General features: G+C 69.1%; 22 protein-coding genes. 13 read left to right on the forward strand and 9 right to left on the reverse strand.

From position 1 onward, the window contains the following. Nucleotides 1-5: 5 nt before the first annotated feature. Together kdsA and MFF40_RS12080 are read right to left on the reverse strand one after the other, a co-directional pair. Nucleotides 6-860 carry a 3-deoxy-8-phosphooctulonate synthase gene (gene kdsA / locus MFF40_RS12075; protein ID WP_147855765.1) on the reverse strand — a complete coding sequence of 285 codons (855 nt, stop codon included), beginning with the start codon at nt 858-860 and terminating at the stop codon, nt 6-8. 10 nt (nt 861-870) lie between these two features. Further along, nucleotides 871-1,356: a hypothetical protein gene (locus MFF40_RS12080; protein ID WP_147855764.1), complete on the reverse strand. Its 486-nt coding sequence runs from the start codon at nt 1,354-1,356 to the stop codon at nt 871-873. A 189-nt stretch (nt 1,357-1,545) separates the two neighbouring features. Here MFF40_RS12080 and MFF40_RS12085 point away from each other — a divergent pair, with 189 nt between their 5' ends. Continuing rightward, nucleotides 1,546-2,559 (forward strand): alpha/beta fold hydrolase, encoded by a 1,014-nt coding sequence (locus MFF40_RS12085; protein ID WP_147855763.1) that lies wholly within the window; start codon nt 1,546-1,548, stop codon nt 2,557-2,559. Nucleotides 2,560-2,821: 262 nt separating this feature from the next. Here the strand turns inward: MFF40_RS12085 and MFF40_RS12090 are convergent, their stop codons facing one another. Then, entirely contained in the window at nt 2,822-3,997 is a 1,176-nt protein-coding gene (locus MFF40_RS12090; protein WP_147855762.1) for an amidinotransferase, read from the reverse strand. A gap of 210 nt (nt 3,998-4,207) precedes the next feature. Between MFF40_RS12090 and MFF40_RS12095 the strand changes: the two genes are divergently transcribed. From MFF40_RS12095 to MFF40_RS12120, 6 genes are all read left to right on the forward strand, one after another. After that, nucleotides 4,208-5,344 (forward strand): flippase-like domain-containing protein, encoded by a 1,137-nt coding sequence (locus MFF40_RS12095; RefSeq protein ID WP_147897246.1) that lies wholly within the window; start codon nt 4,208-4,210, stop codon nt 5,342-5,344. Next, nucleotides 5,335-5,961 (forward strand): MlaC/ttg2D family ABC transporter substrate-binding protein, encoded by a 627-nt coding sequence (locus tag MFF40_RS12100; protein ID WP_147854317.1) that lies wholly within the window; start codon nt 5,335-5,337, stop codon nt 5,959-5,961. The genes MFF40_RS12095 and MFF40_RS12100 overlap by 10 nt, the downstream gene beginning before the upstream one ends. A gap of 102 nt (nt 5,962-6,063) precedes the next feature. Next, complete coding sequence (hpnI, locus tag MFF40_RS12105; RefSeq protein WP_147897247.1) at nt 6,064-7,272, forward strand: bacteriohopanetetrol glucosamine biosynthesis glycosyltransferase HpnI; 1,209 nt, start codon at nt 6,064-6,066, stop codon at nt 7,270-7,272. A 56-nt stretch (nt 7,273-7,328) separates the two neighbouring features. Beyond that, entirely contained in the window at nt 7,329-8,762 is a 1,434-nt protein-coding gene (gene hpnJ / locus MFF40_RS12110) for a hopanoid biosynthesis associated radical SAM protein HpnJ (protein ID WP_147854315.1), read from the forward strand. Between the two features lie 120 nt (nt 8,763-8,882). Beyond that, the gene (gene hpnK, locus MFF40_RS12115) at nt 8,883-9,725 is read left to right on the forward strand and encodes a hopanoid biosynthesis-associated protein HpnK (RefSeq protein ID WP_147854314.1); all 843 of its coding nucleotides are present in this window, start codon (nt 8,883-8,885) and stop codon (nt 9,723-9,725) included. Between the two features lie 62 nt (nt 9,726-9,787). Further along, nucleotides 9,788-10,663 (forward strand): bifunctional helix-turn-helix transcriptional regulator/GNAT family N-acetyltransferase, encoded by an 876-nt coding sequence (locus MFF40_RS12120; protein ID WP_147854313.1) that lies wholly within the window; start codon nt 9,788-9,790, stop codon nt 10,661-10,663. Between the two features lie 15 nt (nt 10,664-10,678). Here the strand turns inward: MFF40_RS12120 and MFF40_RS12125 are convergent, their stop codons facing one another. Beyond that, complete coding sequence (locus tag MFF40_RS12125) at nt 10,679-13,345, reverse strand: MMPL family transporter (RefSeq protein WP_147854318.1); 2,667 nt, start codon at nt 13,343-13,345, stop codon at nt 10,679-10,681. A gap of 629 nt (nt 13,346-13,974) precedes the next feature. On the opposite strand from MFF40_RS12125, the gene hpnH reads away from it, so the two are divergent. Both hpnH and MFF40_RS12135 read left to right on the forward strand, forming a co-directional pair. Further along, nucleotides 13,975-15,138 (forward strand): adenosyl-hopene transferase HpnH, encoded by a 1,164-nt coding sequence (gene hpnH, locus MFF40_RS12130; protein WP_147854312.1) that lies wholly within the window; start codon nt 13,975-13,977, stop codon nt 15,136-15,138. A gap of 311 nt (nt 15,139-15,449) precedes the next feature. Beyond that, complete coding sequence (locus MFF40_RS12135; protein ID WP_147854311.1) at nt 15,450-17,072, forward strand: FAD-dependent oxidoreductase; 1,623 nt, start codon at nt 15,450-15,452, stop codon at nt 17,070-17,072. Between the two features lie 16 nt (nt 17,073-17,088). On the opposite strand, the gene MFF40_RS12140 is transcribed toward MFF40_RS12135, so the two are convergent. The 3 genes from MFF40_RS12140 to MFF40_RS12150 are packed head-to-tail and all read right to left on the reverse strand — an operon-like array spanning nt 17,089 to nt 19,158. Continuing rightward, nucleotides 17,089-17,895, reverse strand: coding sequence for a hypothetical protein (locus tag MFF40_RS12140; RefSeq protein ID WP_147854310.1), 807 nt, complete (start codon nt 17,893-17,895; stop codon nt 17,089-17,091). A gap of 22 nt (nt 17,896-17,917) precedes the next feature. Next, nucleotides 17,918-18,118, reverse strand: coding sequence for a hypothetical protein (locus tag MFF40_RS12145; protein ID WP_147854309.1), 201 nt, complete (start codon nt 18,116-18,118; stop codon nt 17,918-17,920). Continuing rightward, entirely contained in the window at nt 18,115-19,158 is a 1,044-nt protein-coding gene (locus tag MFF40_RS12150; RefSeq protein ID WP_147897248.1) for a hydantoinase/oxoprolinase family protein, read from the reverse strand. The genes MFF40_RS12145 and MFF40_RS12150 overlap by 4 nt, the downstream gene beginning before the upstream one ends. 6 nt (nt 19,159-19,164) lie before the next feature. On the opposite strand from MFF40_RS12150, the gene MFF40_RS12155 reads away from it, so the two are divergent. Then, nucleotides 19,165-19,899 carry a HisA/HisF-related TIM barrel protein gene (locus tag MFF40_RS12155; protein WP_147897249.1) on the forward strand — a complete coding sequence of 245 codons (735 nt, stop codon included), beginning with the start codon at nt 19,165-19,167 and terminating at the stop codon, nt 19,897-19,899. A 69-nt stretch (nt 19,900-19,968) separates the two neighbouring features. After that, nucleotides 19,969-20,571 (forward strand): 3-isopropylmalate dehydratase small subunit, encoded by a 603-nt coding sequence (leuD, locus tag MFF40_RS12160; RefSeq protein WP_147857829.1) that lies wholly within the window; start codon nt 19,969-19,971, stop codon nt 20,569-20,571. Between the two features lie 24 nt (nt 20,572-20,595). Here leuD and MFF40_RS12165 read toward each other — a convergent pair whose 3' ends face one another. Continuing rightward, a complete protein-coding gene (locus tag MFF40_RS12165; protein WP_283206101.1) occupies nt 20,596-22,278 on the reverse strand; it encodes a methyl-accepting chemotaxis protein in 1,683 nt (560 codons plus the stop codon). A gap of 396 nt (nt 22,279-22,674) precedes the next feature. Here MFF40_RS12165 and MFF40_RS12170 point away from each other — a divergent pair, with 396 nt between their 5' ends. Both MFF40_RS12170 and MFF40_RS12175 read left to right on the forward strand, forming a co-directional pair. Further along, nucleotides 22,675-23,874: a lytic murein transglycosylase gene (locus MFF40_RS12170; protein WP_147857200.1), complete on the forward strand. Its 1,200-nt coding sequence runs from the start codon at nt 22,675-22,677 to the stop codon at nt 23,872-23,874. Nucleotides 23,875-24,583: 709 nt separating this feature from the next. Further along, nucleotides 24,584-26,155 carry a methyl-accepting chemotaxis protein gene (locus tag MFF40_RS12175; protein WP_238260592.1) on the forward strand — a complete coding sequence of 524 codons (1,572 nt, stop codon included), beginning with the start codon at nt 24,584-24,586 and terminating at the stop codon, nt 26,153-26,155. Nucleotides 26,156-26,243: 88 nt separating this feature from the next. Here MFF40_RS12175 and rplS read toward each other — a convergent pair whose 3' ends face one another. Next, nucleotides 26,244-26,645 carry a 50S ribosomal protein L19 gene (rplS, locus tag MFF40_RS12180; protein ID WP_147857177.1) on the reverse strand — a complete coding sequence of 134 codons (402 nt, stop codon included), beginning with the start codon at nt 26,643-26,645 and terminating at the stop codon, nt 26,244-26,246. Between the last annotated feature and the right edge of the window lie 188 nt (nt 26,646-26,833).

The raw sequence follows: 26,833 nt of genomic DNA on the forward strand, positions 1-26,833 counted from the left end.
CGGGATCAGGCGTAGCGGCGCTTGGCCAGCCGATCGAAGGCGATCAGCTCTTCGAGCAAAGCCGGCAGGTCGCGCAGGGCGACCATGTTGGGGCCGTCCGAGGGGGCCCGGTCCGGATCCGGGTGGGTCTCGATGAACACCCCCGCGACGCCGACCGCCACGGCGGCCCGGGCCAGCACGGCGACGAATTCGCGCTGGCCACCGGAGCTGGCGCCCTGCCCGCCCGGCTGCTGCACCGAATGGGTGGCGTCGAACACCACTGGCGCGCCGTGGGTCACCTGCGCCATGATCGGCAGGCTGCGCATATCCGAGACGAGGGTGTTGTAGCCGAACGAGGCGCCGCGCTCGGTGACGATGACGTTGGGGTTGCCGGCCTCCGTCACCTTGGCGGCGACGTGCTTCATGTCCCAGGGGGCCAGGAACTGCCCCTTCTTGATGTTGACCGCCCGGCCGGTGGCGGCGGCCGCCAAGAGGAGGTCGGTCTGGCGACACAGGAAGGCCGGGATCTGGAGCACGTCCACCGCCTCGGCGGCCGGCGCGCAATGCTCGGCGGCGTGCACGTCGGTCAGAACCGGCAGGCTCAAGGATTCGCGGATCTCGGCGAAGACCGGCAGGGCGCCTTCGAGGCCGATGCCCCGCGCGGCGCTCCCGGAGGTCCGGTTGGCCTTGTCGAACGAGGTCTTGAACACGAGGCCGATCCCTAGGTCCGCGGCCATCTCCTTGAGCGCTGCGGCGATTTCCAGGGCGTGATTGCGCCCTTCGAGCTGGCAGGGGCCGGCGATCAGGGTCAGCGGCAGGTGGTTTCCGAAGCGCGCCGCGCCGACCTGGACGACGGGACCGGGTGTTGCGTGTGTCGACATGGGCTGCGCTCTACCCCGCGCGGCGGATTCGCGAAACCCCGGCCCGGGGTGCGACCCGGCAGACCGTGAGGTCGTCCCGGAGCCCATCCGTCCGGGGGCCGGTCTCGCACAGCATCAGCGCCTGGCCGGTGCCCCCCCGTCGCGGCGCGTCGGCCAGCAGGCTGTCCTGGTGCAGGTTGAGCGCCAGCACCTCGACCGCCTGCGGCTCCGCGCCGGTGAGCGCCCGGGCGGCCAGCCCGACCAGGACGAAGTACGCGATTGCGGGCTCCCGCTCGCGGGAGGCGATCGTGATCCGGGCCGGCGCCCGGCAATCGAGGCTCATCCGCTCGGCATCCTGGGCCCGGAACACCGCGTAGGGTCCCTCCCGGCCGGCGAGCGAGGCGCCCGTGATCCGGATCACCTTGGCGGCGAGCGCGTCGCAGGCATCCGCGGCCCGGGCCGGCACCGCGGCGAGGACCAGGGCGCCGATGAGGACGGCCACGGCGGGGAAGCGCATCGTCGGAAATTCCTTGTGGGGCTCCGGGCCACGGACCGGCGGGACGCGAGACAGATAGCGCGGGTCGGCGCGGCGGCGAAGATGCGCGTCCCCGCCAGTCGGACAGGGTATCCTGTAGACAGGGCGTCCTGCCCGCCCGATCTGAGCGGACGGCGCAACGCCCCTCGCCGCTCAAGCTTCCGGCAGCCCATGCTCAGATCCGTCCTCGCCCTCACCCTCCTGGTCGTGGCTATCCCGGCCCTCCCGCTTCCGAGCGCTGCTGCGGCCGAGCCGGCCTACGGGCCCGAACTCGAAGGGTTCGAGTACCCCTTCCCGGTCGAGCGCTTCACCCTCACGTCGCAGCGCCAGCCCGTGCAGATGGCCTATCTCGACGTGCGGCCCGCGACGCCGAACGGGCGCACCGCGGTGCTGCTCCACGGCAAGAACTTCTGCGCGGCGACTTGGGAGAGCCAGATCCGGGCTCTGACCGAGGCCGGCTACCGGGTGATCGCCCCGGACCAGATCGGGTTCTGCAAGTCGAGCAAGCCGGCCGCCTACCAGTTCACCTTCCGACAGCTCGCCGAGAACACCCACGCCCTCCTCGACAAGCTCGGGGTCGCGCGACCGATCCTGGTCGGCCATTCCACCGGCGGCATGCTGGCCGCGCATTACGCCCTGCTCTACCCGAAGGACGTGGCGCAGCTGGTGCTGGTCAACCCGATCGGGCTGGAGGATTGGAGCGCCAAGGGCGTCCCCCCGGTCTCGGTGGAGCAATGGTACCAGCGCGAACTGAAGGTCTCGGCGGCGTCGATCCGCGCGTACGAGACCGCGACCTACTACGCCGGCCAGTGGGAGCCGCGCTACGAGCCCTGGGTGACGATGCTGGCTGGGCTGAACGCCGGCCCGGGCAAGGAGGCGGTCGCCTGGGACTCGGCGCTCCTCTACGACATGATCCTGACCCAGCCGGTGGTCTACCGCCTGCCGCAGATCGCGGTGCCGACCTTGTTGATGATCGGCCAGAAGGACAACACGGCGATCGGCAAGGACCTCGCCCCGCCGGAGCTGCGGGCTTCGCTCGGGAACTACCCGGAGCTGGGCAAGGCGGCCGCCAAGGCGATCCCGGGGGCCAAGCTCGTGGAATTTCCGGTGCTGGGCCACGCGCCGCAGATGTCGGATCCCGAGGGGTTCAACACGGCATTGATCGCGGGGATCTCGGCGCCGTGACTGCGCGGGCGACACCGTAAAGCCGCGCGAACAATTCGGGTCGTGTTGTTCTTGCGAGACTTTCAGTGTTGCACCGTCGCTTGAGCACCCACCTTGTCATCCCGGGGCTGCGAAGCGGAGCCCGGGATCCATAAACGCCGACGGATCAAGATCTTGTGCCATCGGCGGATCTGGATTCCGGGCTCGCCTGCGGCGCCCCGGAATGACGAGGTGGTATAACTCTGCGGGCGGACTTGGGCGCCGTCACGCAGGTCCTAGAAGCCTAAAAGTACGACTTCAGCACGCCGCGGCGGCGGACGTCGAGGGTGGCGCAGTGGAACGAGCCGCCGAACGGGCCATAGCTGAGGAACGGCGCCGGGATCGGGTCGAAGCCCCAATCCTTGAGCGCCTTGATCAGGGTCGGCTGGCTCTGGTCCACGACGATCTTCTTCTCGGTGATCGCCAGGACGTTGATCGAGGTCCAGGGCGAGCACATCGAGATCTTGCTCATGAAGCCCTCGACCGGGTCGGGGCGCGGGGCGATCAGCACGTCCCACTTCTTGAGCACGGCCGGCAGCTTCTCGACGTCGATGTAGTCCGGGTTCACCAGCACCTTGCCGGGTGCGAGCGGCATGAACGACGAGTCGATGTGCATCGGCTGCGGGCAGCGGCTCTCGATCTCGTGGATGCGGAAGCCCGGGCCGAGATGGCGGCGCAGCCACTCGATGCCCATCAGGTTGGTGACGTTCGAGCGGGTCACGAACAGGTCGCGGCCGCAGCGGACGAAGTCGGCGGCGTCGAAGACCGGCTCGAACTCGTTGACCGTGAATTGCATGGGCTCGCCGGCCTTCAGGTTCGGCACCCGGTAATCGTAGTTGTAGAGGTCGTCGGTCAGCTGCGGGCGCGGGGCCGAGGTCCAACGGGCGCCGGCGCGGAAATACTCCTTGAACAGCGACCGGTAGGCGTCGCCCTCGAAGTAGCGCGAGCGCCAGCACATCGGGCTCTCGATGATCTCGTCGCCGATGACCAGGTACGGGTCGCGCGGGCAGGCGACGCAGAAGCCCCGGGAGGTCCAGCGCGGCGCCTTGAATTTGCGGGAGAAGTCCACAGCGTCCGGGCGGCGGATCTTGACGCCCTCTCCGGCGAGGATCTTGATGAAGTTGTCGAGCTCCTGCTGCGCCAGCTTCTTCATGAACTTGGGGTATTTCCAGCCGCTGGCGAAGCGGTAGAACGGCTGGGCCGCCCGCGGCAGGTTGAAGATCACCGTGAGGTGATGGGTCGGGATGGTGGCGCCGTCGAGGGATCCGACGATCACCTCCTCCAGCGGGTCCCACTCGTTCCAGGCCATGACCGGGGAGTGAGGCGCCGGGACGCCGGGCTCCATTCCGCCCCGGAGGCCGCCGGCATGCGTGTCGTCGCTCACGGCCTCTACGGCCGTGATCGGTGATTCGCGCTCCATGACGTGTGCCCCTTCTGCGACGTGCCGCGGTCTTCTGCGCGGGCTCCTCGGCCCGGCCACCGCTTTGGCCCCCGGTGTGTCAAACGGGTGATAGACACCGGTAATCCGTGCTGCAACGTGGCAGAAACGTTCTTGGCCGCCCGGACCTATTTCTGCCGCGACCGTGACCGATTTCCCGCATCAAGCCATTTGCGAGCTTGAAAGACCATTATGAAGCGCCTGACGACCTTGGCCTCGATCGCCGGTCTCTGCACGGTCGTCGGCCTGTTCATGTCCTCCGGCCTGGAGGACGTGTCGGCCGCCGTCATGAGTGCCGGCTGGGGTGCCGCCCTGGTGGTGGTGGCCCGCCTGGCGGCCGTCGCCTGGGCGGGGCTCGGCTGGCACGTCGTGTTCCCCGCGAGCGTGGCCCGGCTCGGCGACTGCGTGGCGCTGCGGTTCGTGCGTGAGGGAATTAACACGCTGCTGCCGGTGGCGACGGTGGGCGGCGACTTCGTCGGCGCGCGGCTGATGTCCAAGCGCGGCGTCCCCGGCGCCATGGCCGGTGCCAGCATGTTCGTGGACCTGATGACGCAGGCGCTGACCCAGCTCCTGTTCACGGTGATCGGCCTCGGCCTGCTGGTCCTGATCGCGGGCGACGGGCCGATCGCCCGGACAGTGGCGGGTGGCCTGGCCGTCGCTGTGCCGGCGCTGGGCGCCTTCTACCTCATCCAGCGGCGTGCCGGGCACCGGATCATCCAGGGCCTGATGACCCGCTTCGCCTCCGGCCGTGAATGGCGCGCGTTCGGTGCCATCGACCAGCTCTACGACAGCCTGCGCCGGATGTACGGCAACCATGGCCGCTTCGTCGCGGCGCTGGCGATCCACCTCGTGGGCTGGGTCATCGGGACCCTCGAAGTCTACATCTGCCTGCATTTCATGGGCTACCCGGTCGACTTCGCCCAGGCGCTGGTGATCGAGAGCCTGGCCCAGGCGGTCCGCGGTGCGGCCTTCGCGGTGCCGGGCGCGCTCGGCGCCCAGGAGGGCGGCCTGATCGCGCTCTGCGGCCTGTTCAACATTCCGGCCGAGGCGGCCCTGGCCCTGTCGCTGGTCAAGCGCTTCGCCGATCTCGGCGTCGGCGTGCCGGGCCTGCTGCTGTGGCACCGGATCGAGGCCAAGCTCGCGGCCGAGACCGCCGCCGAGGTCGCTGCCGAATCCGCCGCCGAGTCCGCCGCCGAGCCGGGCGTCGGCGTCGGCCGCACCGCCAAGCTGGTGCCGCAACCGGCCACGCTCGGCCCGTTCTACAGCTACGCCCCGCCCCGCATGGGTTCGCGGATCGGCGACGGCGAGGAGTTGAAGAAGTGCGCCTGACCCGTCGGCTCGCGGCCGCTGCCCTGCTGGCTGCCCCCCTCTTCGCGCCCCTGCTGGCCCCGGTCTCGGCCCGGGCCGCGGACGATCCCGCGGTGCAGACCGTGCGCGACCTCTACGCCGCGTTCACCGACGCCCTGAAGGACGGCCCGAGTCCCCTGCCCGCCCGGGTCGCGGCCGTGGGGCCGGCCTTGGAGAAGGCGTTCGACTTCCCGGCCATGACCCGCATCGCGGTCGGCTCGAAATGGTCGGGCTTCACCCCGGAGCAGCAGGCGGCGGTCACCGACGCGTTCAAGCGGAGCCTGACCGTGACCTACGCCAACCGCCTGGCCCGGGCGGCCGGCGGCAAGTTCGACGTGACCCCGAAGGTCGAGGAACGCGGCAGCCAGCGCGTGGTGCCCACCCGGGTCACCGCGGCCGACGGCGACGATTCCGCGGTCGACTTCGTGGTCAACGCCGACAACCGGATCCAGGACGTGCTGCTCAACGGCGACGTCAGCGAGATCGCCGCCCAGCGCAACGCACTGTCCGCCCCGCTGAAGTCCGGCGGTGCCGACGGGGCGGTGAAGTTCCTCCGGCAGCGCGCCGACGGCATGCTCGCCGCAAAACCGACACCGTGACTGCCGACGTCGTACATACAGCCGCTATGCGTGCCGTCCCGAACGGGTCGCACGCGGCGAACGCCGCCTGAGGCGGCCGGACGACCGCACGGACCCGACCGGATGGATCTCACCTCGCTGGCGCTCAACGCATTGTCGTGGCTCTCGCTGTTCTGCCTACTGCTGGCGGCTGCGGGCTGCCTCTATGCGCTGGCGGCCGCCTACTACGCCGGCCGGTTCGCCGCGCGTCCCGTGCCGGGACTGGGGCCGGATGCGCCCCGCCCGTCCGTGACGGTGCTGAAGCCGCTCTGCGGCCTCGAGCCCAACCTGTACGAGAATCTCGAGACCGTGCTGCGCCAGGATTACGCCGGCCCGGTCCAGGTGGTGTTCGGCGTCCAGAAGGCGGCCGACCCGGCCATCGGCGTGGTCGAGCAGCTGAAGCAGGCCTACCCGGCCGCCCGCATCGACCTTGTGATAGACGGCCGCCAGCACGGCTCGAACCGTAAGGTCTCGAACCTGATCAACATGGCCGAGCGGATCGCCCACGACGTGATCGTGCTGGCCGACAGCGACATGGTGGTCCGGCCGGATTACCTGGAGCGTCTCGTCGCCGAGCTGTCGCAGGACGGCGTCTCGGGCGTCACCTGCCTGTACCACGGCGTCCCCGCCTTCCGGGGCCTCTACGACCAGCTCTCGGCGCTGGCGATCGACGTGCAGTTCCTGCCCAACGTGGTGATGGGCCTCAGTCTCGGGCTCGCCAAGCCGTGCTTCGGCTCCACCATCGCGTTCACCCGGGCGAACCTCGACGCGGTCGGTGGCTTCCGCCGATTCCGCAACGACCTGGCCGACGACTACGCCATCGGCGCGGCCCTGCGCGGCCTCGGCGGCCGGGTGGTGATCCCGAGCTTCACCATCGGCCATACCAGCGTCGACACGGACCTCTCGGGCCTGTGGCGGCACGAACTGCGCTGGAATCGCACCATCCGCAACGTCGACCCGGCCGGCTATGCCGGCTCGATCGTCACCCATGCCTTCCCGCTGGCCCTGGTGGGCGCGCTGCTGCCCAGCGCCGGAACCGGCGCGCTGGTGGTGGCGGGCCTGGCGCTCGCCGGCCGGATCGTCCTGTGCCGGCAGCTCGAGCGGGCCTTCGGCCTCGCCCCGCACCCCTACGGACTGTTGCCGATCCGCGACATCCTCTCGTTCCTGAACTTCTCCTGGGCCTTCGTGTCGGGGGCGGTGACATGGAAAGGTCATGATTATCACGTGGTTGCGGACGGTACCCTGATCCCGGACGCCGACCTCGGCCGTGACGCCGGCGCTCCTACACGTTGAACCCGGCTCCCGCTTCCTCACCCCTCCCCCGGCAACGCCCTGAGGCCTTGAACCCCATGCGCACGCTCTTCCTCCAGGCCCCCACCTTCGACGGTTTCGACGGCGGTGCCGGCTCCCGTTATCAAGCCAAGCGCGAGATCAAGTCGTTCTGGTACCCGACCTGGCTGGCCCAGCCGGCCGCCCTGGTGCCGAACTCGAAGCTGATCGACGCGCCCCCGCACAACATCAAGCTCGCCGAGATCGTGGCCCAGGCCAACGATTTCGACCTCGTGGTGCTTCACACCTCGGTGCCGTCGTTCAAGTCGGACGTGAAGACCGTCGAGGCGCTCAAGGCTGCCAACCCGAAGCTCAAGGCCGGCCTGATCGGCGCCAAGGTGGCGGTGGACGCCGCCGGCGCCATGGCCCAGGCGCCCTGCATCGATTTCTGCGCCCGCAACGAGTTCGACTTCACCGTCAAGGAAGTCGCCGACGGCACGCCGATGTCCGAGATCAAGGGCCTGTCCTATCGCGACGAGAGCGGCGTCGTGGTCCATAACGAGGACCGCGAGATCATGACGGACATGGACCAACTGCCGTTCGTCACCAGCGTCTACAAGCGCGACCTGCAGATGGAGAAGTACTTCATCGGCTACCTGAAGCACCCCTACATCTCGTTCTATTCCGGCCGGGGCTGCAAGAGCCGCTGCACCTTCTGCCTGTGGCCGCAGACGGTCGGCGGGCACACCTACCGCACCCGCTCGGTCGCCCACGTGATCGAGGAGATCAAGTACTGCCTGAAGGAGTTCCCGCAGACCAAGGAGTTCTTCTTCGACGACGACACCTTCACCGATAACCTCCCGCGTGCGGAAGAGATCGCCCGCGAGCTGGGCAAGCTCGGCGTGACCTGGTCGTGCAACGCCAAGGCGAACGTGCCGCGCGAGACCCTGAAGGTGCTCAAGGAGAACGGCCTGCGCCTGCTGTTGGTCGGCTACGAGTCCGGCAACCAGCAGATCCTGAACAACATCAAGAAGGGCATGCGCGTCGAGGTGGCCGAGCGGTTCACCAAGGATTGCCACGACCTCGGCATCGCCATCCACGGCACCTTCATCGTCGGCCTGCCGGGCGAGACCAAGGAGACGATCCAGGAGACGATCGCCTTCGCCAAGCGGATCAACCCGCACACGATCCAGGCGTCGCTGGCCGCGCCGTATCCGGGCACGTTCCTGTACAAGCAGGCGGTGGAGAACGGCTGGCTCGATATCGAGAACGCCGAACTGGTCGACGAGAACGGCGTGCAGATCGCTCCGCTGCACTACCCGCACCTGTCGCATTCCGAAATCTTCGCGGCGGTGGAAGAGTTCTACCGGAAGTTCTACTTCCGCGCCCCGAAGATCGCCTCCATCGTCAGCGAGATGGTGCGCTCCCCCGACATGATGAAGCGCCGCCTGCGCGAAGGCGTGGAGTTCTACCGCTTCCTCAAGGAGCGTCAGGGCACCGCCAAGGCGGCTTAAGAACCGGGGTCCGGGGCCTGCGGCCCCGGCGGGGGCGGGGCAGCGCCCCGCACCCTCCCCAGGGCTCCGCCCTGGACCCGCGAGAGGGCTCGCCCTCTCGACACCCCTTACGAGGTCGTCGTGAAGCGTCTTGTCGTTACGGCCGACGATTTCGGGCTGAGCCTCGAAGTCAACGAGGCCGTCGAGCAGGCTCACCGCGGGGGGATCCTCACCGCGGCGAGCCTGATGGTCTCGGCGCCGGCCGCCGCCGATGCCGTGGCCCGGGCCAAGCGGATGCCGTCCTTGCGGGTCGGCCTCCACCTTGTCCTGGTGGAAGCTTGGCCGACCCTGCCGGCGGCGCAACTCCCCGACCTCACCGATTCGACCGGCCTGATGCGCGCCGACATGGCCCGCGTCGGCCTCGACCTTGCCCGGAAGCCCGCCGCCCGGCGCCAGCTCGCTGCCGAGATCGAGGCGCAGTTCGAAGCCTATCGGGCGACCGGCCTGCCCCTCGACCACGTCAACGCCCACAAGCACTTCCACGTCCACCCGCTGATTGCAGGCGCGGTGCTGCGCATCGGCCGCGGCTACGGCATGCGGGCGATCCGTGTTCCCCGGGAGCCCCGCGCGTTGCTCCGCTGGGCCGAGGCCAGCGCCCGGCCCCGGCCGGCCCTCGACATCGCCCCTTGGGCGGCCCTGCTCGCGGTGCGCGCGCGCCAAGCCGGCCTGCTGATCCCCGACCGGACCCTCGGCCTGGCATGGTCCGGTGCGATGATTCCGGCCCGGGTCGCCGCACTCCTGGCCCACCTCCCGGACGGCCTCACCGAACTCTACACGCATCCGGCCACGGAAGGCGGCTTTGCCGGCGAGGCGCCGGGCTACTTCTACGCCGCCGAGCGCGACGCGCTGATCGCCCCCGCCTCCCGGGCGGCCGCCGATGCGTCAGGGGCACTCAGGGGCGGGTTTTCGGATTTCGCCGCATAGCTGCTGGACCTGACCAATCGCCCTGATTGACCCATCATGATGCCTGACTAAAGTCAGGTATCATGATGTCCGACTCCATCGCCCGCTTCCGCCGCTTTGCCCGTGCCGTCACCGCGGAGGTCGGCGCCCTCGACAGCTCGTTCCTCGGGCGGGGCCGGCCCCTCGGGGCGGCCCGCGTGGTCAACGCGATCGGCGCAGGCCGGACCGATGTCGCCGAGATCCGCGCCTATCTCGACCTCGATTCAGGTCTGATGAGCCGCCTGCTGCGGAGCCTGGAAGAGGAGGGTCTTGTCGCCACCGAGCCCCATCCGGATGACGCCCGCCGACGGGTCGCACGCCTGACCGAGGCCGGGCGGCGGGAATTCGCGGCCTACGAGGGCCTGTCCGACGCCCGTGCCTCGGCGTTGCTGGCGGGTGCGCCCCGGGCGGAAGAGCTTCTGCGCGCGATGGATCTCGTCGCCTTGATGCTCGCACGCGACCGGATCGCGATCGCGGAGGTCGATCCCCGGGGCGAGGCCGCCCGTACGTGCCTGGAGGCGTACTACGCCGAACTCGCGTCCCGATTGCGGACCGGGTTCGACGTCACCCTGTCGCGCGACCCGGAGGCGGCCGCGATGGTTCGGCCGCGCGGCGCGTTCCTGCTCGCGATGGCCGACGGCCTGCCGGTCGGCTGCGTCGCCCTGAAGGGGAGCGGCGGCCCTGTCGCCGAGGTCAAGCGACTTTGGATCGACCCCGTCGCCCGGGGCCTCGGCTTGGCCGGACGGATGATGCAGGCTGTCGAGGACAGGGCCCGCGCGCTGTCGGTCGCGGTGCTGCGCCTCGACACCAACAGCGCCCTGCCGGAGGCCCTGGCGCTCTACCGCAAGACGGGCTGGGTCGAGATCGAACGCTTCAACGACGACCCCTACCCCGACCGCTTCTTCGAGAAGGTTCTTTGAGGGACCCGGGCCGGCTTACTTCGCCGGCACCGGATCCTTCGCGGCGATGCTCTTGCGCAGCGCGGCCGCGGCGGCCTTCTCGCCCTCCGGGCGGTCGTCGTCGCCCTGCGTGGGCGGCTCGCCCAGGGTCGCCGGCACCACGAAGAACGCCGCGATCAGCGTGAAGAACAGCGACAACGCCAGCAGCTTGCCCATGCTGGCCGTGCCCGGATGGCTCGACAGCACCAGGGACCCGAAGGCGCTGCCGGTGGTCAGCGCCGAGAAGAAGATCGCCCGCGTCAGGCTTGAGGCCAGCATGTCGGTCACCCCCGCCCGCCACGCGATCACGTAGTAGATGTGGAACGCGACGCCGACCGCAAGCATCAGCGGCAGGGCGATGATGTTGGCGAAGTTCAGCGGCATGCCGATGATGCGCAGGGCCATCAGGGTCCACAGGGTCGCGATCACCAGCGGGCCCAGGGTCATCGCCACGTCCCATGGCTTGCGCAGGGCCACCGACAGGATGACGAAGATCAGCACGAACGCCGTGATGGCCGCCTGAACGAAGGCGCCCAGGATCGTGTAGGTCGACCGCGTCGTCGCCACGGGCGCGCCGGTGGCGTGGGGGGCGACCTTCAGCACCTCGTCCGAGAAGGTGCGCAGCACCTCGTCGTCGTTCGAATCGCCCTTGGGATGCACCTCGATGCGGGCGCGCCCGTCCGCGGCGACCCAGTCGGCCTTGAGCTGGGGCGGCAGGTTGTCGAGCGTGATCTTCTCCGGATGGAGCAGGTCGCGCAGGCGCTGGAGCAGCGGGACGAGGTCCTTCGTGAGGGCGACCGAGGCCGCCTCGCGCATCTGCACCGGCCCGGCCGCGAGCTTGTCGAGGGTGCCGGCGAGCTGCTTGGCGGTCTGCACACCCGCGGCCCCGCCCTTTCCGTCGCCCGCCACGCCGTTCAACGCGGTGGCGGCATCCTTGAGCGCCTTGACGTTCTCGGCATCGGTCGGCGGCGGCGGCTTTCGACCAGGATTGAGCACCGGATCCAGCAGCTGCGCCGTGTCGGCGATGGATGCGAGCTTCTTGTCCTGGTCCCGCGGAACGAAGGTGTCGATGCTGTTGATCGAGGCGGTCACCGGCAGCGCCGCCAGCGTCTTCGTCAGGGCCGGAACCGCCTCCACGCTGGGGGCGAGTACGTCGATGAGGTTCGGGCTGGTCTCGGGGTTCTTGATCAGGTCGAGATAGGTGGCGATCGACTCGGTCTTTGTGCTGCGCAAGTGCATCGGGTTCGAATCGAACGGCAGGTGCCAGAGCAGCGGCGCCCCGGCCAGGGTCACGAGGCCCACCGCGATCAGGATCGGCTTGCGCTTGCGGATGATCCACGGATCGACGCCGACCAGCCATTCGGTCTGCACCGCGGCCTTCTCGCCCTTGGGCTTGAACACCGCGATCAGCGCCGGCAGCAGGGTCAGGGAGAACAGGAAGGCCACGACCATGCCGACGCCGGCGATCAGGCCCAGCTCCGAGACGCCCCGGAAGGCGGTGGGCAGGAACGCGAAGAAGCCCGCCACCAGCGATACGGCGGCCAGCGTCAGCGACCAGCCGACCCCGCGGGCGGCGGCCCGGATCGCGCTCTGGAGCGTCGGCTGCTCGTAGCGGTCGGCCCGGTAGCGCACCGAAAACTGGATGCCGAAATCGATGCCGAGCCCGACGAACAGGGCCGCGAACGCCACCGAGATCGGGTTCAGTTCCTGGACCATGACCAGGCCCAGGGCGGCGGTGACGATGAGGCCCGCGAAGGTCGTGATCAGCACGGCGCCGACGAGCTTGCCGGAGCGGAGGGCCAGCCACAGGAACAGCACGATCGCGCCGACGATGATGCTGTTGTTGAGGGCCGCGTCCTCCGAGAGCGTCGCGAACTCCTCGTCCGCCACCGCCACCGTACCGGTGAGCCGCATACGCAGGCCATGCTGGGCGTTGATCTTGAGGTCCTGCGCGACGTTGCGGATCAGCTTGGTCGCCTGGTAGCCGGGCTCCAGGGCGTTGAAGTCCAGCACCGGCTGGATCATCACGAACTTCATCTTGTCCGTGACGCTGCTCTCGCCGTTGGCTAGCAGCTCCTGCCAGGACATCCGGGCGGGCTTGCCGTCCAGCACCTGCTTCAGGGTGGAATCGATCTGCCCCATGGGCTTGTCGAGGTCTTCGAGCTTGGCGTCGCCGGTCTTCACGCCCCGCGCGCCTAGGGACAGCACCCGCATCACGCCGCGCAGGGACGGGTCGGCCGCGAGCGGGCCGAGCAGGCCCTGCTGCTGGGTCAGCTCCTCCAGCGTCTTGTCGAGCTGGGCCTGGGGCATCAGCAGCAGGCCGTTCTTGTCGAAGAACGGGCCGCCATCGGGCCGGTAGACGGTCTCGATCAGGTTCTTGTGGGCGGTCAGCGCCTTGGCCAGGTTGGCGGCCGCCTCCTCGGTCTCCTCGGGCGTCTCGCCGTTGATCACCGCCACCAGGGTGTTGCCGCGCTGAGGGAACGCCTTCTCGAAGTTGATCTCGTCCTGGCGCCAGGGCTCCTTGGGATCGATCAGCCGCTCGACATCAGTGTTGATGCGGAACAGATGCGCCGCGACCCCGGCGCTCGCGACCGTGACGAACGCCATCAGGGCGATCACGATCCACCGATACCGCACCGAGAACGCGACGAGACCTTCGATCACGAGCACCCTGCCTGTTCGCCCCGGACGCGCCCCATGCGCGACCGGCTCATCCCAAACGTCCCGGCCGGATCGGCCCGACCTTCTTCGAAGACCCAACGGGCTCGCCGGACCGCGGGAAGGCCGGCCCACAGGTCCGAGCGAGCGGCCTTCGGCTCCGGGGAACGCCGCACCGCCCAATCTGGTCGCGCGGCGAGCGCGCGCAAGTCGAACCGGTCCGATGCGGGCCCGTGCGCAGGCGCTCGATACGGGCCACCCCTTGCATCGCGGCCACAGGGCTCAGTAAAGAGGGCGATCCCAGATTGCAACGCGAAGGCCGGGGCTCGGTCATCGCCTAGGCGGATGTGCGTTACCGCACTGCAATCGTGGGATCGGGACCAAAATCTTGGGATTTCGGTCGCATTGCGGACGCAATGCACGTGCTGTCCTCAACCGTCAGGCGATCCGAACCGCCACCCCTGCCGCGCGCCGCCCATGTGGCGCGGTTGCGTCAGGAACAGAATAAGTCGTCATGGCCCCGCCGAAACGGGATCATTTCAGATTAGTTCCAAGCTAGAGCGCTGGAATTCGTGTTTTTTTCGCGGTAAGCACCCCGATCGCCCCGGGGCCGACGCAGTCAAGGAGCCGCAATCTTGGGTATCCCCCTCCGGTACGTCGCGAAGATCGGCGGCTACATCCTCAAGCAGCACCTCACGGGCCGCAAGCGCTACCCGCTTGTGATGATGATGGAACCTCTGTTCCGCTGCAATCTCGCATGCGCCGGCTGCGGCAAGATCGATTACCCGGACGAGATCCTCAACAAGCGTCTCCCGGTCGCCGATGCGCTCGAGTCGGTCCGCGAGTGCGGTGCACCCGTGGTTGTGATCGCCGGCGGCGAGCCGCTGCTGCACAAGGATCTGCCGCAGATCGTCCAGGGCATCATCGATCAGAAGAAGTTCGCGATCGTCTGCACGAACGCGCTTCTGCTCGAGAAGAAGATCAAGGACTACAAGCCCAGCCCGTACTTCACCTGGTCGATCCACCTGGACGGCGACCAGTCGATGCACGACCAGTCGGTGTGCCAGCGCGGCGTCTACGACAAGGCGGTCGCGGCCATCGCCAAGGCCAAGGAGATGGGCTTCCGGGTCACCATCAACTGCACCTTCTTCAACAATTCCTCGCCCGAGAAGATCGCCGACTTCTTCGACAGCGTGACCCGGATGGGCATCGACGGCATCACCGTCTCCCCCGGCTACGCCTATGAGCGCGCCCCCGACCAGAAGCACTTCCTGAACCGGAAGGCGACCAAGGAGCTGTTCCGCGGCGTTTTCCGTCACGGCAAGGAGAAGGGCCGCGAGAAGTGGACCTTCCAGCAGTCGGGCCTGTTCCTCGACTTCCTGGCCGGCAACCAGACCTACCATTGCACGCCTTGGGGCAACCCGACCCGCACCGTGTTCGGCTGGCAGAAGCCCTGCTACCTGCTCGGTGAGGGCTACGCGGCGACCTTCAAGGAGTTGATGGAAGAGACCGACTGGGATTCCTACGGCACCGGCAACTACGAGAAGTGCGCCGACTGCATGGTCCACTCGGGCTACGAGGCCTCCTCGGTGGTCGATTCGGTCCGCAAGCCCTGGAAGCCGCTCGTTCACGCGATCCGCGGCATCAAGACCGACGGTGCGATGGCCCCCGAGGTCAGCCTGGAGAACCAGCGCCCGGCCGAGTTCGTGTTCTCGCGCAACGTCGCCCAGAAGCTGTCCGAGATCAAAGCGGCCGGCGTCGATACCAAGCAGGAAGCCCGCAAGCGCACGGCCGCCTGATCCACCGGTATCCGAGTGTCGTAGAAGACCCGCGGCCCCACGGCCGCGGGTTTTCCCGTTTTCGAGGCTGCGGTCACCGGTACGCCGTGACTGGGCATGACGAGGCGGGCCGAGCCCGTCGCGCGCCTAGGCGAAGACCCTCGGATCGGATGGATCAGGCCGGCCAAGCTTGACCTTGGACAATCCTTCGTTGCACCTCGGGTAGATAATCGCCCGCAGAGGTCGCGCAGACGAGCCCATCCCTGGAACGGGTCCTCGTCCACCGTGGCCGACCGGGCGTCGCGGCGGCAGAGGTGCGAAGGGGGCAGGCCATGGAAACGATCGGCCCGGATCTGCGCGTGATGCAGCGCGTCCCCCTCGCGGCCTCGCATGTCGCCGCGATCAGAGCCGTGGGAGTCCCGCAGCACTACCCGGCCGGGACTGTCCTGGTTCGTGCCGGCGAGCCGGCGGACCGCTTCATCTATGTCGAGGACGGCGAGATCGAGGTGGTGAATCCGTTCACGGACGAGCGCCACCTGCCCTCGACCCTGGGGCCGACGCAGTTCATGGGCGAGATCTCCTTCCTCAACGGCGGCAGTTGGTCGATGCCGATGCGGACGGTCATGGACACGGATGTGATCGAGGTGCCGCGGGCGGCGATGCTCCGTTTGATGGCCGAAATCCCCGAGATGTCTGACATCGTCATCACGGTCCTGGCGGCACGGCGGCGGCGGCAGCTCGATTCGCGTGACGGCACGCTCGTCCTGATCGGCGAGGACGACGACCGGGCCGTCCGGCGGATCGCGGAGTTCGCCAGTCGCAACCGCCTGCCTTACCGGTCCTACGCGCTCGGCAGTCCGGAGGCCTCGGCGGTCGCCACGACCTGTTCGGTTCCCGCCGACCGGCCGGCCGTGATCTTCGGCCGGAACAACGTCGTCGCGGACCCGACGCCCGACAAGGTCGCGCAGCTGTTCGGCCTCAACTACAACCTGATCGACGACGAGGCTTTCGACGTGCTGATCGTCGGCGGCGGTCCGGCCGGCGTGGCGGCGGGCGTCTATGCGGGCGCCGAGGGGCTGCGCGCCCTGGTGGTCGAAGACGTCGCGATCGGCGGGCAGGCCGGCACGTCGAGCCGGATCGAGAACTACATGGGGTTTCCGACCGGGATCTCCGGGGCCGACCTGGTCTGGCGCGGCGAGGTCCAGGCGATGAAGTTCGGCACGCGGTTCGCGATGCCCCGGCGGGTGGCGAAGCTGGAGCGCCTCGAAGACGGCGCGTACTGCGCGACCTTCGACAACGGCCAGCGGGTGCGGGGCCAGGCCGTGGTCGTGGCGACCGGCGTCCAGTATCGGCGCCTGCCGATCGATCGCCTGGAGGCGTTTGAGGGGGCGGGCGTCTATTATGCGGCCACCGAAATCGAGGCCCGCTATTGCAAGAACACCGAGACCGTCATCGTCGGCGGCGGCAATTCCGCCGGGCAGGCGGCGATGTTCCTCAGCCGATCCGCCCGGCACGTCCGGCTTCTGGTCCGCGGCCCGTCGCTGGCGACCTCGATGTCGCGCTACCTGTCGAGCCGGCTGGAGGCGGATCCGGCGATCACCATCGAGTACGGCGCCGAGCTCAATGCGCTGCATGGGGAGGACGCCCTCGACGCGGTGTCGATCCGCACCATCGCCGACGGGACGGTCCGGACGATCCCGACCTGCGCGGTGTTCGTCATGGTGGGGGCGGCCCCCAATACCGGCTGGTTGTCCGGCCTCGTCGAACTCGATCGCAACGGCTTCGTCCTGACCGGGGAAGCCGTCGGCGCCGGCTCACCCTATGCCACGTCGCAACCGGGCATCTTCGCGGTCGGCGACGTGCGCGCCGCGTCCGTGAAGCGCGTCGCATCGTCGGTCGGCGAGGGATCGGTCGTCATCTCGAAGGTCTGGGACTACGTCCAGGAACGCGGGTGAGGCCGACCCGTCACGATCATGCCGGCCGGGCCGCGGCGGAACGCTTGGCGCGTCCGCGGCGCTCCACGAACAGCCACGGCAGCACGCAGGCCGCCGAGACCGCGATCGAGACCGCGTAGGCCGTGACCAGCCCGGTCTGCCCGAGTAACAGGTGCACGCACCCATAGAAGGCCAGCACGCCGAACGCGCCCTGGGCGCTGCCGCGCACCACGTCGAGGGCGGCGCGGACGCCGTCCTGGAACCGGGCGAAGGCGATCAGCGGCCAGGAGATGATCGGGATCGGCGCCAGCAGGCCGCTTAGGCCGGAGCCGAGATACGGCGCGAGGTTGGAGACCAGCAGGACCAGCGCGGTCGCGGCCGCGAGGCGCGCCGGCATATCCCACCGCGGCGGGATCGGGCGCTCCTCGGCAGACGCGGGTCCGGCCGGCGGCGGGCAGAGTGCCACGACCAGGGCCATGGCCGGCAGGTCGATCGCCGCCGCGAGCCATAGCCCGGGCCGGATCAGCCCGTGCAGCACGAGGCCGCCGAGGACGAAGGCCGACAGGGCGGCGCAGAGGGCCGCGACCGGGCCCATCCTCGGGGCGCAGACCACGTAGGCGAGATAGCAGAGCGTGACCGCCCCCAGCCCTTCCGCCGAGCCGACGGCGGCATCGGCCGCGAAGGTCTCCCCCTGCTCGAGCGCGAGATAGATCGAGATCGGCGCCGAGGTGAGCGGCATGCCCGACAGCAGGCCGCCGACCAGGCTGCCCCACTGGCGGGCCGCCGCCGACACGGCCCACATCAGGGCCGGGGTGATGGCTATCTTGGCGGCGATCAGGCTCATGCCGGTCTCGGCCCGCCGACCCTTAGGCCGCCTCCGGCGGCTCGCCATCCTCCGGCTCAGCGGGCGAGTTCAGCATGTCCTCCAACTCGTCCACCAGACGGTCGATCTGGTCCTCGGTGGCGAGCACCTTCAGGACCTCACCGGTCTCGGTCTCCACGGCCAGCTCGATATGCGGCCCGACCCGGCTGGTCAGAACCCGGGCCAGGATCTTGATGGCGCTCATGCGAATGCGTCCTCCGAGGCGATGAGGCCGACGGCGACCGCCGGCCCGCAGGTCGAGATCCAGTCGGGCTCTCCGGCGATCCGGCCGCGCAGCAGGCTCACCAGCGGGATGGCCGGCCGCCCGAGCCGCGCGGCGAGGCGCGGGCCGAGGAAGGCGCCGGCGCCGCACGCGATGAGGGGCGCTCCCGGGGCGAGGTCGGCCCGGCTCAGCAGGGCGGCGGCGGCGTCGTGCAGCAGCCGCAGTTGCACCTCGGCGAAGTGACCTGCCAGCAGCGCCCAGGCCTCGGGGGTGCCCTCTTCGCGATCCCGGCCGACGATCCGGGCGAGCCGGGTCTCGCTCTCGGCGACGGACTTGCCCTTGCGGTCGCCGCTGGCCTGCTGGTCGACCCCCTCGGGCAGCAGCCCCAGGATCCGGTACACGTCGGCCATGTGGGCGAACGTCTCGGTCATCAGCCGGGTGCGGCGACCGCCGAAGGGAGCGTGGTCGGTGAGCGCGATCACCGGAGTGCGGACGATCCCGGTATAGACGAGTTCCCCGGTCTCCAGGCGCTCGGCGTCGCTGTAGCCGGTGGCGGCCGGGCGGCCGGCGGCGATCGGGATCAGGTCGGCTGTGGTCGAGCCGACATCGATCAGGAGCGCGTCCGGCGCATGCTGCCCGGCGAGCGCCGCCGTGGCGTGCCAATTGGCCGAGGCGACGTCCGCGAAAACCTCTTCCGCCGCCTCCGGGGCGACGAGGCCTGAGCGGCCGGCATAGATTCGCACCGGGCCGGCGAGGTGCCGCTCGGCCCAGCCCGAGAGCGCCGCCACGCCTTCCCGGCGGCCCGCGAAGCAGTCGGTCAGCTCGCCCGTCATGGTGACGGCGTGCCGGGCCTCGTCGCGCGCCCAGTCGGGCAAGGCCGCCAGGGACCCGTCCAGGGCCGCGACGCCCTGCCAGAGCGGGCACGGGACCTGGGCCGCCGCCACGACCCGGCCGTGCTCGACCAGCGCGGCCTTGACGTGGACCCCACCGAGGTCCCACCCGATCTGCTTTGAGACTGGCATGGGCATATGACCGCGACGCGCGCCTCGACGGATGACGGACTCGGGCGCCCCGGCTTCGCGGTGATCCCGGTGCTCGACCTGCGCGGCGGCCGCGTGGTGCGGGCGCGCCGCGGCGAGCGCTCCTCCTATGCCCCGATCGAGACGCCCTTGGCAAAGGGCTCCGCGCCCGATGCGATCGCGCGTGGGCTTCTCGATGCGTGGCCCGCGCGCAGTCTCTACGTCGCCGATCTCGATGCGATCATCGACGGGACCGGGCCGGACCTCCGGGCTCTGGAGGCGATCGCCCGGGCCTGCCCGGGACTCGGCCTGTGGGTCGATGCGGGCTTCTCCGAATCGGCGGGTGTCGCGGCGTTCCTCGCCGCAGGCCTCGGGCGGCCCGTGATCGGCAGCGAGAGCCAGCGGGATGCCGGGCTCGTCACTGATCTCGGCGAACGCGCCGTGCTGTCCCTCGACACGCGCGGATCCGAGCGCCTCGGCCCGGCCGCGCTCCACGACGATCCCGCGCTCTGGCCGCCGGACGTGATCGCCATGACCCTGGCCCGGGTCGGCGCCGGGGCCGGGCCGGACCTCGACGCGCTCCGGGCCGTGCGGGCCCCGGGCCGCCGGGTCTACGCCGCCGGCGGGGTGCGCGGGCCGGACGACCTGCGGGCGCTGCGTGAAGCCGGGATCGCCGGGGCGCTGGTGGCCTCGGCGCTCCACGACGGCGCCCTGCGGGGCGCCGAGGCCGGGGATCTGGCCTGACGCTTCCGGCCCGCCGCCGAGGCTGCTAAACCGGCGCCAGACCGTGCCTTCACCAAGAGCCTGCAGACGATGGAAAAATTCACCACGCTGGAGGGCGTCGCGGCGCCCATGCGGATCATCAACGTCGACACCGACCGGATCATCCCGAAGCAATACCTGAAGACCATCAAGCGCACCGGCCTGGGCAAGGGCCTGTTCGCCGAGATGCGCTACAAGGACGACGGCTCGGAGAACCCGGATTTCGTACTCAACAAGCCTGCCTACCGGAACGCCAAGATCCTGGTGTGCGGCGACAATTTCGGCTGCGGCTCGTCCCGGGAGCACGCGCCCTGGGCGCTCAGTGATTTCGGCATCCGCTGCGTGATCTCCACGAGCTTTGCCGACATCTTCTTCAACAACTGCGCGAAGAACGGCATCCTGGCGATCACGGTCTCTCCGGACGACCTGGAGAAGCTGTTCGAGGACGCCGAGCGCGGCTCGAACGCGACCCTGTCGGTCGATCTCGACGCCCAGACCATCAAGGGGCCGGACGGCGGCACCCTGCATTTCGACATCGACGGCGGCCTCAAGCACAGCCTGCTCAACGGCCTCGACGAGATCGGCCTGACCCTGCAGCGCGCCGGCGCGATCGACGCCTACGAGCAGAAGCTCGCTGCTCGGGAATGGGCCTGAGCGGGCTTTCGCTTAAACCTCTTTTTAGGCCGCCTTCACATCCGCCAGGAACGTCGCGACCGCGCGGTTGAGGGCGTTCGAGTTCTGGGAGAGGCCGCGTGCGGCGCCCAGCACCTGGGTCGCCGCGGAGCCGGTCTCGCCGGCGGCGCGCTTGACGTCGACGATGTTCCCGGTGACCTGCTCGGTGCCGGAGGCGGCCTGCTGCACGTTGCGGGCGATTTCTTGGGTGGCCGCCCCCTGCTCCTCGATCGCGGCCGCGATCGCGGTGGAGCTGGTGGCGATCTCGCCGACGATGCGGGCGATCGACCGGATCGCCGAGACGGCGTGGCCGGTCGCCGTCTGGATTGCGCCGATCTGCGCGCCGATCTCCTCGGTGGCCCGGGTGGTCTGGCCGGCCAACTCCTTGACCTCGCTGGCGACCACCGCGAAGCCACGGCCGGCATCGCCGGCCCGGGCCGCCTCGATGGTGGCGTTGAGCGCCAGCAGGTTGGTCTGCCCGGCGATCTGCGAGATCAGCGCGATGACGCTGCCGATCTTCTCCGCGCTCTCGGCGAGCACCTGCACGGCCCCGTCGGTCTGGATCGCCTCGTCGGAGGCCGCGCTCGCCGCCTGGGCCGCCCGGGTGACCTGGCTGTTGATCTCCCGAATCGAGATCGACAGCTCCTCGGTGGCGGCAGCCACCGTTTGCACGTTCGAGGAGGCCTGCTCGGCGGCGCCCGCCACCGTCTGCGCCTGCGCGTCGGTCTCCTCGGCGATGCCGGTCATCGACTGCGCCGTCGCCTCGAGTTCGGTGGCGGCCCCGGCCATGGCCTGGGTAAGGCCGGACACCTCGGTCTCGAACCGCGTCACCACGGCGTCGAGATGGGCGGCGCGGCGGGCCTTGGCGTCGGCTTCCCGGGCGGTCGCGGCGTCGCCGGCCCGCTTGGCGATCAGCGCGCCCTTGAACACCTCGACCGCCGCCGCCATGCGGCCGATCTCGTCGCGCCGGTCGCCGCTGGGGACGGTGACGTCGAGATTGTCCCGGGCCAGCTCCCCCATCACCCGCGTCATCGCGCGCGTCGGGATAGCGATGAGCCGGGTCAGCAGGAGAGCGCCCGCGATGGCGGTCGCCAGGAGGGCGACGAGGGACAGCAGCGTCGCCGCATAGGATGTCGAGAAGGCGTCGGCCTCGTCGGCCTGCTGGGCCGTCAGCAGGGTGCGCTCGGTCGCCTCGATCTCCCCACCCTTGGCGCGAATGGCGTCCATGAGCGCCCGGCCGGCACCGCCCCCCACGCGTGCGCGGGCCTCCGCCTGGGTACTCGGCTGACCCATCAGGGCGATCTCCGGCTCGGCGATGTCGGACTGCCAGCGCTTCGCCAGGGTCTCGACCTCGGCGATGCGGGCCTGCTGCGCCGGATTGTCCGATGTCAGCGTCCGAAGCCGCTGTAGATTCGCGTCGAAGGCCTGCGTGCCGCTGCGATACGGCGCGAGGAACGCCGGGTCGGCGGTCACCAGATAGCCCCGCAGGCCGGTCTCCCGATCGACCATCGTGGTGATCAGCGACGCGTTCACGTTCAGGACGTCGTAAGTATGCTCCGACCATCCGATCGAGGATTGGATGAAGGATAGTTTTCGGTGGTTGATAATCCCACCTCCAAGAGCGATGACGATCAATATCGCGAATGCGCCAACGACTTTCTTCGCAATCGATAGATCTGCAAGGCGCATGGTCCAGATTTCCTCCCGGTGTCCGAAATTGATTCTCTTTCATATAGACAGTCGTGGATTAATAAGTTGCCGTCAAGAATCAACGCAATCCCAGCGGATCGCTGATTGCACAATGGTCGATATTTTACTTTATTGAAAGATTGGAAAAGTATTCGGTGGGAGAAATTTACAACAATCAATGTATCGATCATTCGCAAACTAAATCTGCCGTCAAATCTCATTCCGTCGCGAGGCTGCGACCGGACGACTGAGTTTCACCGCATGGACTCCGGGTGCCGCGCGGCGGCGTCCGGTCAGTCAGCCAGGCCGGTGGATTCGGTGCGGCCTAACCGCTCCTTAACCCTGGTGTTGCCTGATTCGGCGTTCATGCAACGGACGTCGAACGGGAACGCCAGGATGCGGATTCACTCCCTCGGATCGGGCGTCGCGCTCGGGGTCGGGCTCCTCGCGGGTCTCGCCGCGTTGCCGGCGCGCGCCGACTTCGATTCGTGTCTCGCCGGCATCCAGGGTCAGGCGGCGGCAGCCGGGGTGTCGGCCCAGGCTTTCCAGGCGGCCACCCGCGGCATCAGCTTCGACGACAAGGTGATCGAGCTCTCGCAGGCGCAGCCCGAGTTCAAGACGCCGATCTGGGACTACATGGCGGCGCTCGTGGACGACGAGCGGGTCGAGGACGGACGCGCGGCCATGCGCCAGAACGCGTCCGCCCTGGCCCAGGCCGAGTCGCGCTACGGGGTCGACCGCTACACCATCGCGGCGGTCTGGGGCGTCGAGTCCAATTTCGGCAAGAACCTCGGCAAGATGCCGCTGGTGCAGTCGCTGGCGACGCTCGCCTGCTCGAACAACCGCCGCCGGGACTTCTTCCGCGGCGAGTTGATCGCTACCCTGCGGATCATCGAGCGCGGCGACATCGCGCCGGAGCGGCTCACCGGCTCCTGGGCCGGCGCCTTCGGCCAGACCCAGTTCATGCCGACCACCTATCAACGGCTCGCGGTGGACGGTGACGGCGACGGCCGGCGGGACGTGGTCGATTCGGTGGCCGACGCGGTCGGCTCCACGGCGAACTTCCTGCACGTGGCCAAGTGGCAGAACGGCCAGGTCTGGGGCTACGAGGTCAAGCTGCCCCGCAGCTTCAGCGTCGGCGCCGCCGGGCGCAAGAACAAGAAGCCGATCGCCCATTGGGCCTCCCTCGGCGTGACCCGGGTGGACGGGCGCCCGCTCTCGGGCGAGGGCGCGGCCGGCATCATCGCACCCGCCGGCATCGACGGACCGGCCTTCCTGGTCACCCGGAACTTCGACGCGATCTACTCCTACAACGCGGCCGAATCGTACGGTCTCGCCATCGCGGTCCTGTCGGACCGGCTGCGCGGCAAGGCCGGCGTCCAGGCGGCCTGGCCGACCGACGACCCACCCCTGTCCCGGGCCGAGCGGCGCGACCTCCAGACTCGCCTCGCCGCCCGTGGCTACGATGTCGGCGAGCCGGACGGCAAGGTCGGCCAGAAGACCCGCGACGCGATCAAGGACGTCGAGCGCAAGCTCGGCATGACCCCGACGGGCCGCCCCGGCGGCAAGGTGCTGGAAGCCCTGCGCGGAAGCTGAGAGGGTGTGAGTCGTCCGGCCGTCACGCGCGACGGACGACGCGGTGCGTCCCGAACCGTCCATTCCGGCTCGCGATTCCGGGGCGGGACTGACGCCCTGCCCCCCTCTCGACCCTCGCTGACGCGAGGCCCCCTTCCCCCGCAGAGGGGGAGGGAGACGCACTTGGGTCCGGCCGTCGCGTCCATTCGGCAACGACATGTCAGCGTCGTAGCCCGCCCGGGCGAAGGGGCCCGCCCCTTGTCCTGCGCCCGGGTGTTCGGCCTCCGCTCGGCCTGTCCGCGCCGGGCCCGGCGCATCCCGCCGGCCCGATCCGCGCGCCCGGATGCCTCATTGCGGATCTGCCATGCGCCGATGAGAGAGATCGGCTGCACTGTATCCGAACTGTCGTAATCTCTAATACAAATACTCGGCACGTTCCGCGTTCGGCAGAATGATGGCTGGATCAAAAATAAGGATCAACAGTTCTTATCTACATGGCAGCGATCAATATAGAAATTATTTTACTAAATGGGGAAATTTTTTGGATATCTAATCTTGAGTTATGCGCTGCGGTGAGCATATTGATCCTTAAACATATAGGATAACCATTGATATGAGCATTTCGCTGGCAAATTTGACGCTGTCACGTAAGCTTTCGCTTCTAACGATACTGACGTGTCTGATTATTGCTACGATCGGTGGCCTGGGCCTCAAGCTATTCCATCGCGAAATGCTGGACGAGCGCGTCCAGTCGCTGCGCGCCATGGTCGAGCTGATCCAGTCGCACGCCCAGGCTCTCGACGAGCGGGTGAAGGCCGGGACGCTGACCAAGCAGGCGGCCCTGTCCGAGCTGGCCGAATCGACCATGGCGATGCGCTACAGCGGCGGAACCAACTACATCTCGATCTACACGATGGACGGCGTTGCCGTCGCCGTGCCGAACCGGAAGGATGTCGGCAAGAACCAGCTGGATCTCACGGTCAACGGCATACCGATCATTCGCGCCTTCATCGCTCGCCTGACATCCTCCGACCCGGCGATGCTTGAATACGAATACCTCCGGCCCGGACGGGAGGGCGTCTTCCCGAAGGTGTCCGTGGCGACCCGCTTCGCGCCCTGGGACATCTTCATCGTCACCGGCGCCTATACCGACGACATCGCGGCGTCGTTCCGGTCGCTGGCGATCACGGTGCTGGTCCTGCTCCTGGGCATCGTCGGCGTATCGGTGCTCGGCTCCCTGCTGATCGGGCGCAGCATCACCCGGCCGCTCGGCCGCCTGCACCGGAGGATGCAGGCCCTGGCGGAGGGCGACATCACGAGCCCGGTCTCCGATACCGAGCGGCGCGACGAGATCGGCCGGATGTCCGCCACCGTCGAGGTGTTCCGCCAGGCCCTGGTCGCCAAGGGCGAGATGGACGTCGCGGCCGCCCGGGACGCCGAGGCCAAGATCGAGCGCGCCCAGGCGCTGGATGCCCTGACCCGACAGTTCGAGGGCAGCGCCGGGACCCTGATGCGGGGCCTGACCTCCGCCGCCACGGCGATGCAGGCCAACGCCGCCACGATGGCGCAGAGCGCGACGCAGACGAGCGCGCGCTCGGCCCAGGTCGCCGAGGCGGCGCAGGAGACCTCCGCCAGCGTGCAGACCGTGGCCGCGGCGACCGAGGAGATGTCGACGACCATCCGGGAGATCTCCGGCCAGATGGCGCGCTCGTCGGCCATGATCGGCCAGGCGGCCACGGAGGCCCAGCGCACCGACGCGATCGTGCGCGACCTCGCCGAGGGCGCCGAGAAGATCGGCGCCGTGGCCAGCATGATCGCGGCGATCGCCAGCCAGACGAACCTGCTCGCGCTCAACGCCACGATCGAGGCGGCCCGCGCCGGCGAGGCTGGCCGGGGCTTTGCCGTGGTGGCGAGCGAGGTGAAGGAACTCGCCAACCAGACCGCGCAGGCGACGGCGGAGATCGCGACCCGGGTCGGCGCCGTGCAGGTCTCGACCCGGCAAGCCGTGGAGGCGATCCAGGAGATCGGCCGTACGGTCACCGAGGTCAACACGCTGGCCACCAGCGTCGCGGCCGCGATCGAGGAGCAGGAGGCGACGACCGGCGAGATCGTGCGCAGCGTGGCGCAGGCGGCGGACGGCACCAGCACGGTGACCGGCAACATCGCTGAGGTTTCGACCGCCGCCCAGGAATCCGGCACCGCGGCCGAGCAGGTGCTCGGCGCCGCCGCCGAACTGTCGCAGAAGTCCGGGCTGCTCTCCGCGGAGATCACCCACTTCCTCGATCGGGTCCGGGCCGCCTGAGCCGCGGGCATGAAAAAACCGGCCCGGCTGAGCCGGACCGGTTGAAAACCTCGGGGTCCCCGGCTGCGAGCCGGGGCGTCCGATGACCTTACTCGGCGGCGGCGGGGGCCGCCTTCGGGGCATCCTTGGACTTGTAGCGATCGGTGCGCTCGACGATGCGGGCCGACTTCCCGCGGCGGTCGCGCAGGTAGTACAGCTTGGCCCGGCGCACCTTGCCCCGGCGGACGACCTTGATCGAATCGATCATCGGCGAATGCACCGGGAAGACGCGCTCGACGCCCTCGCCGTAGGAAATCTTGCGAACCGTGAAGCTCTCGTTGAGGCCGCCGCCCTGGCGGCCGATGCAGACGCCCTCGTAGGCCTGGACGCGGGTGCGCTCGCCTTCCTTGACGCGGACGTTGACGATGAGCGTATCGCCCGGCTCGAAATCGGGAATGGTCTTCGCGAGGCGCGCGACTTCCTCGCGCTCCAGCTGCTCGATGATGTTCATGGCATAGCTCCAGCCGTTGCGCCGTGCCGCCCCTCATGGGCGTCCGGCACCAGGATTTCGGCGATCCTGTTGTGAGTTGGGCTGCCCACTACAGGATCGCCGCCGGCTTGTCGATTGCCGATGCCGGTCGCCGCAGGGCGATCGCTTGAAAGGAATGGATTTCGGTGTTGCCTTTTGCGTGATTCACA

This window comes from Methylobacterium mesophilicum, assembly GCF_022179445.1.
Taxonomy (GTDB): Bacteria; Pseudomonadota; Alphaproteobacteria; order Rhizobiales; family Beijerinckiaceae; genus Methylobacterium; species Methylobacterium mesophilicum.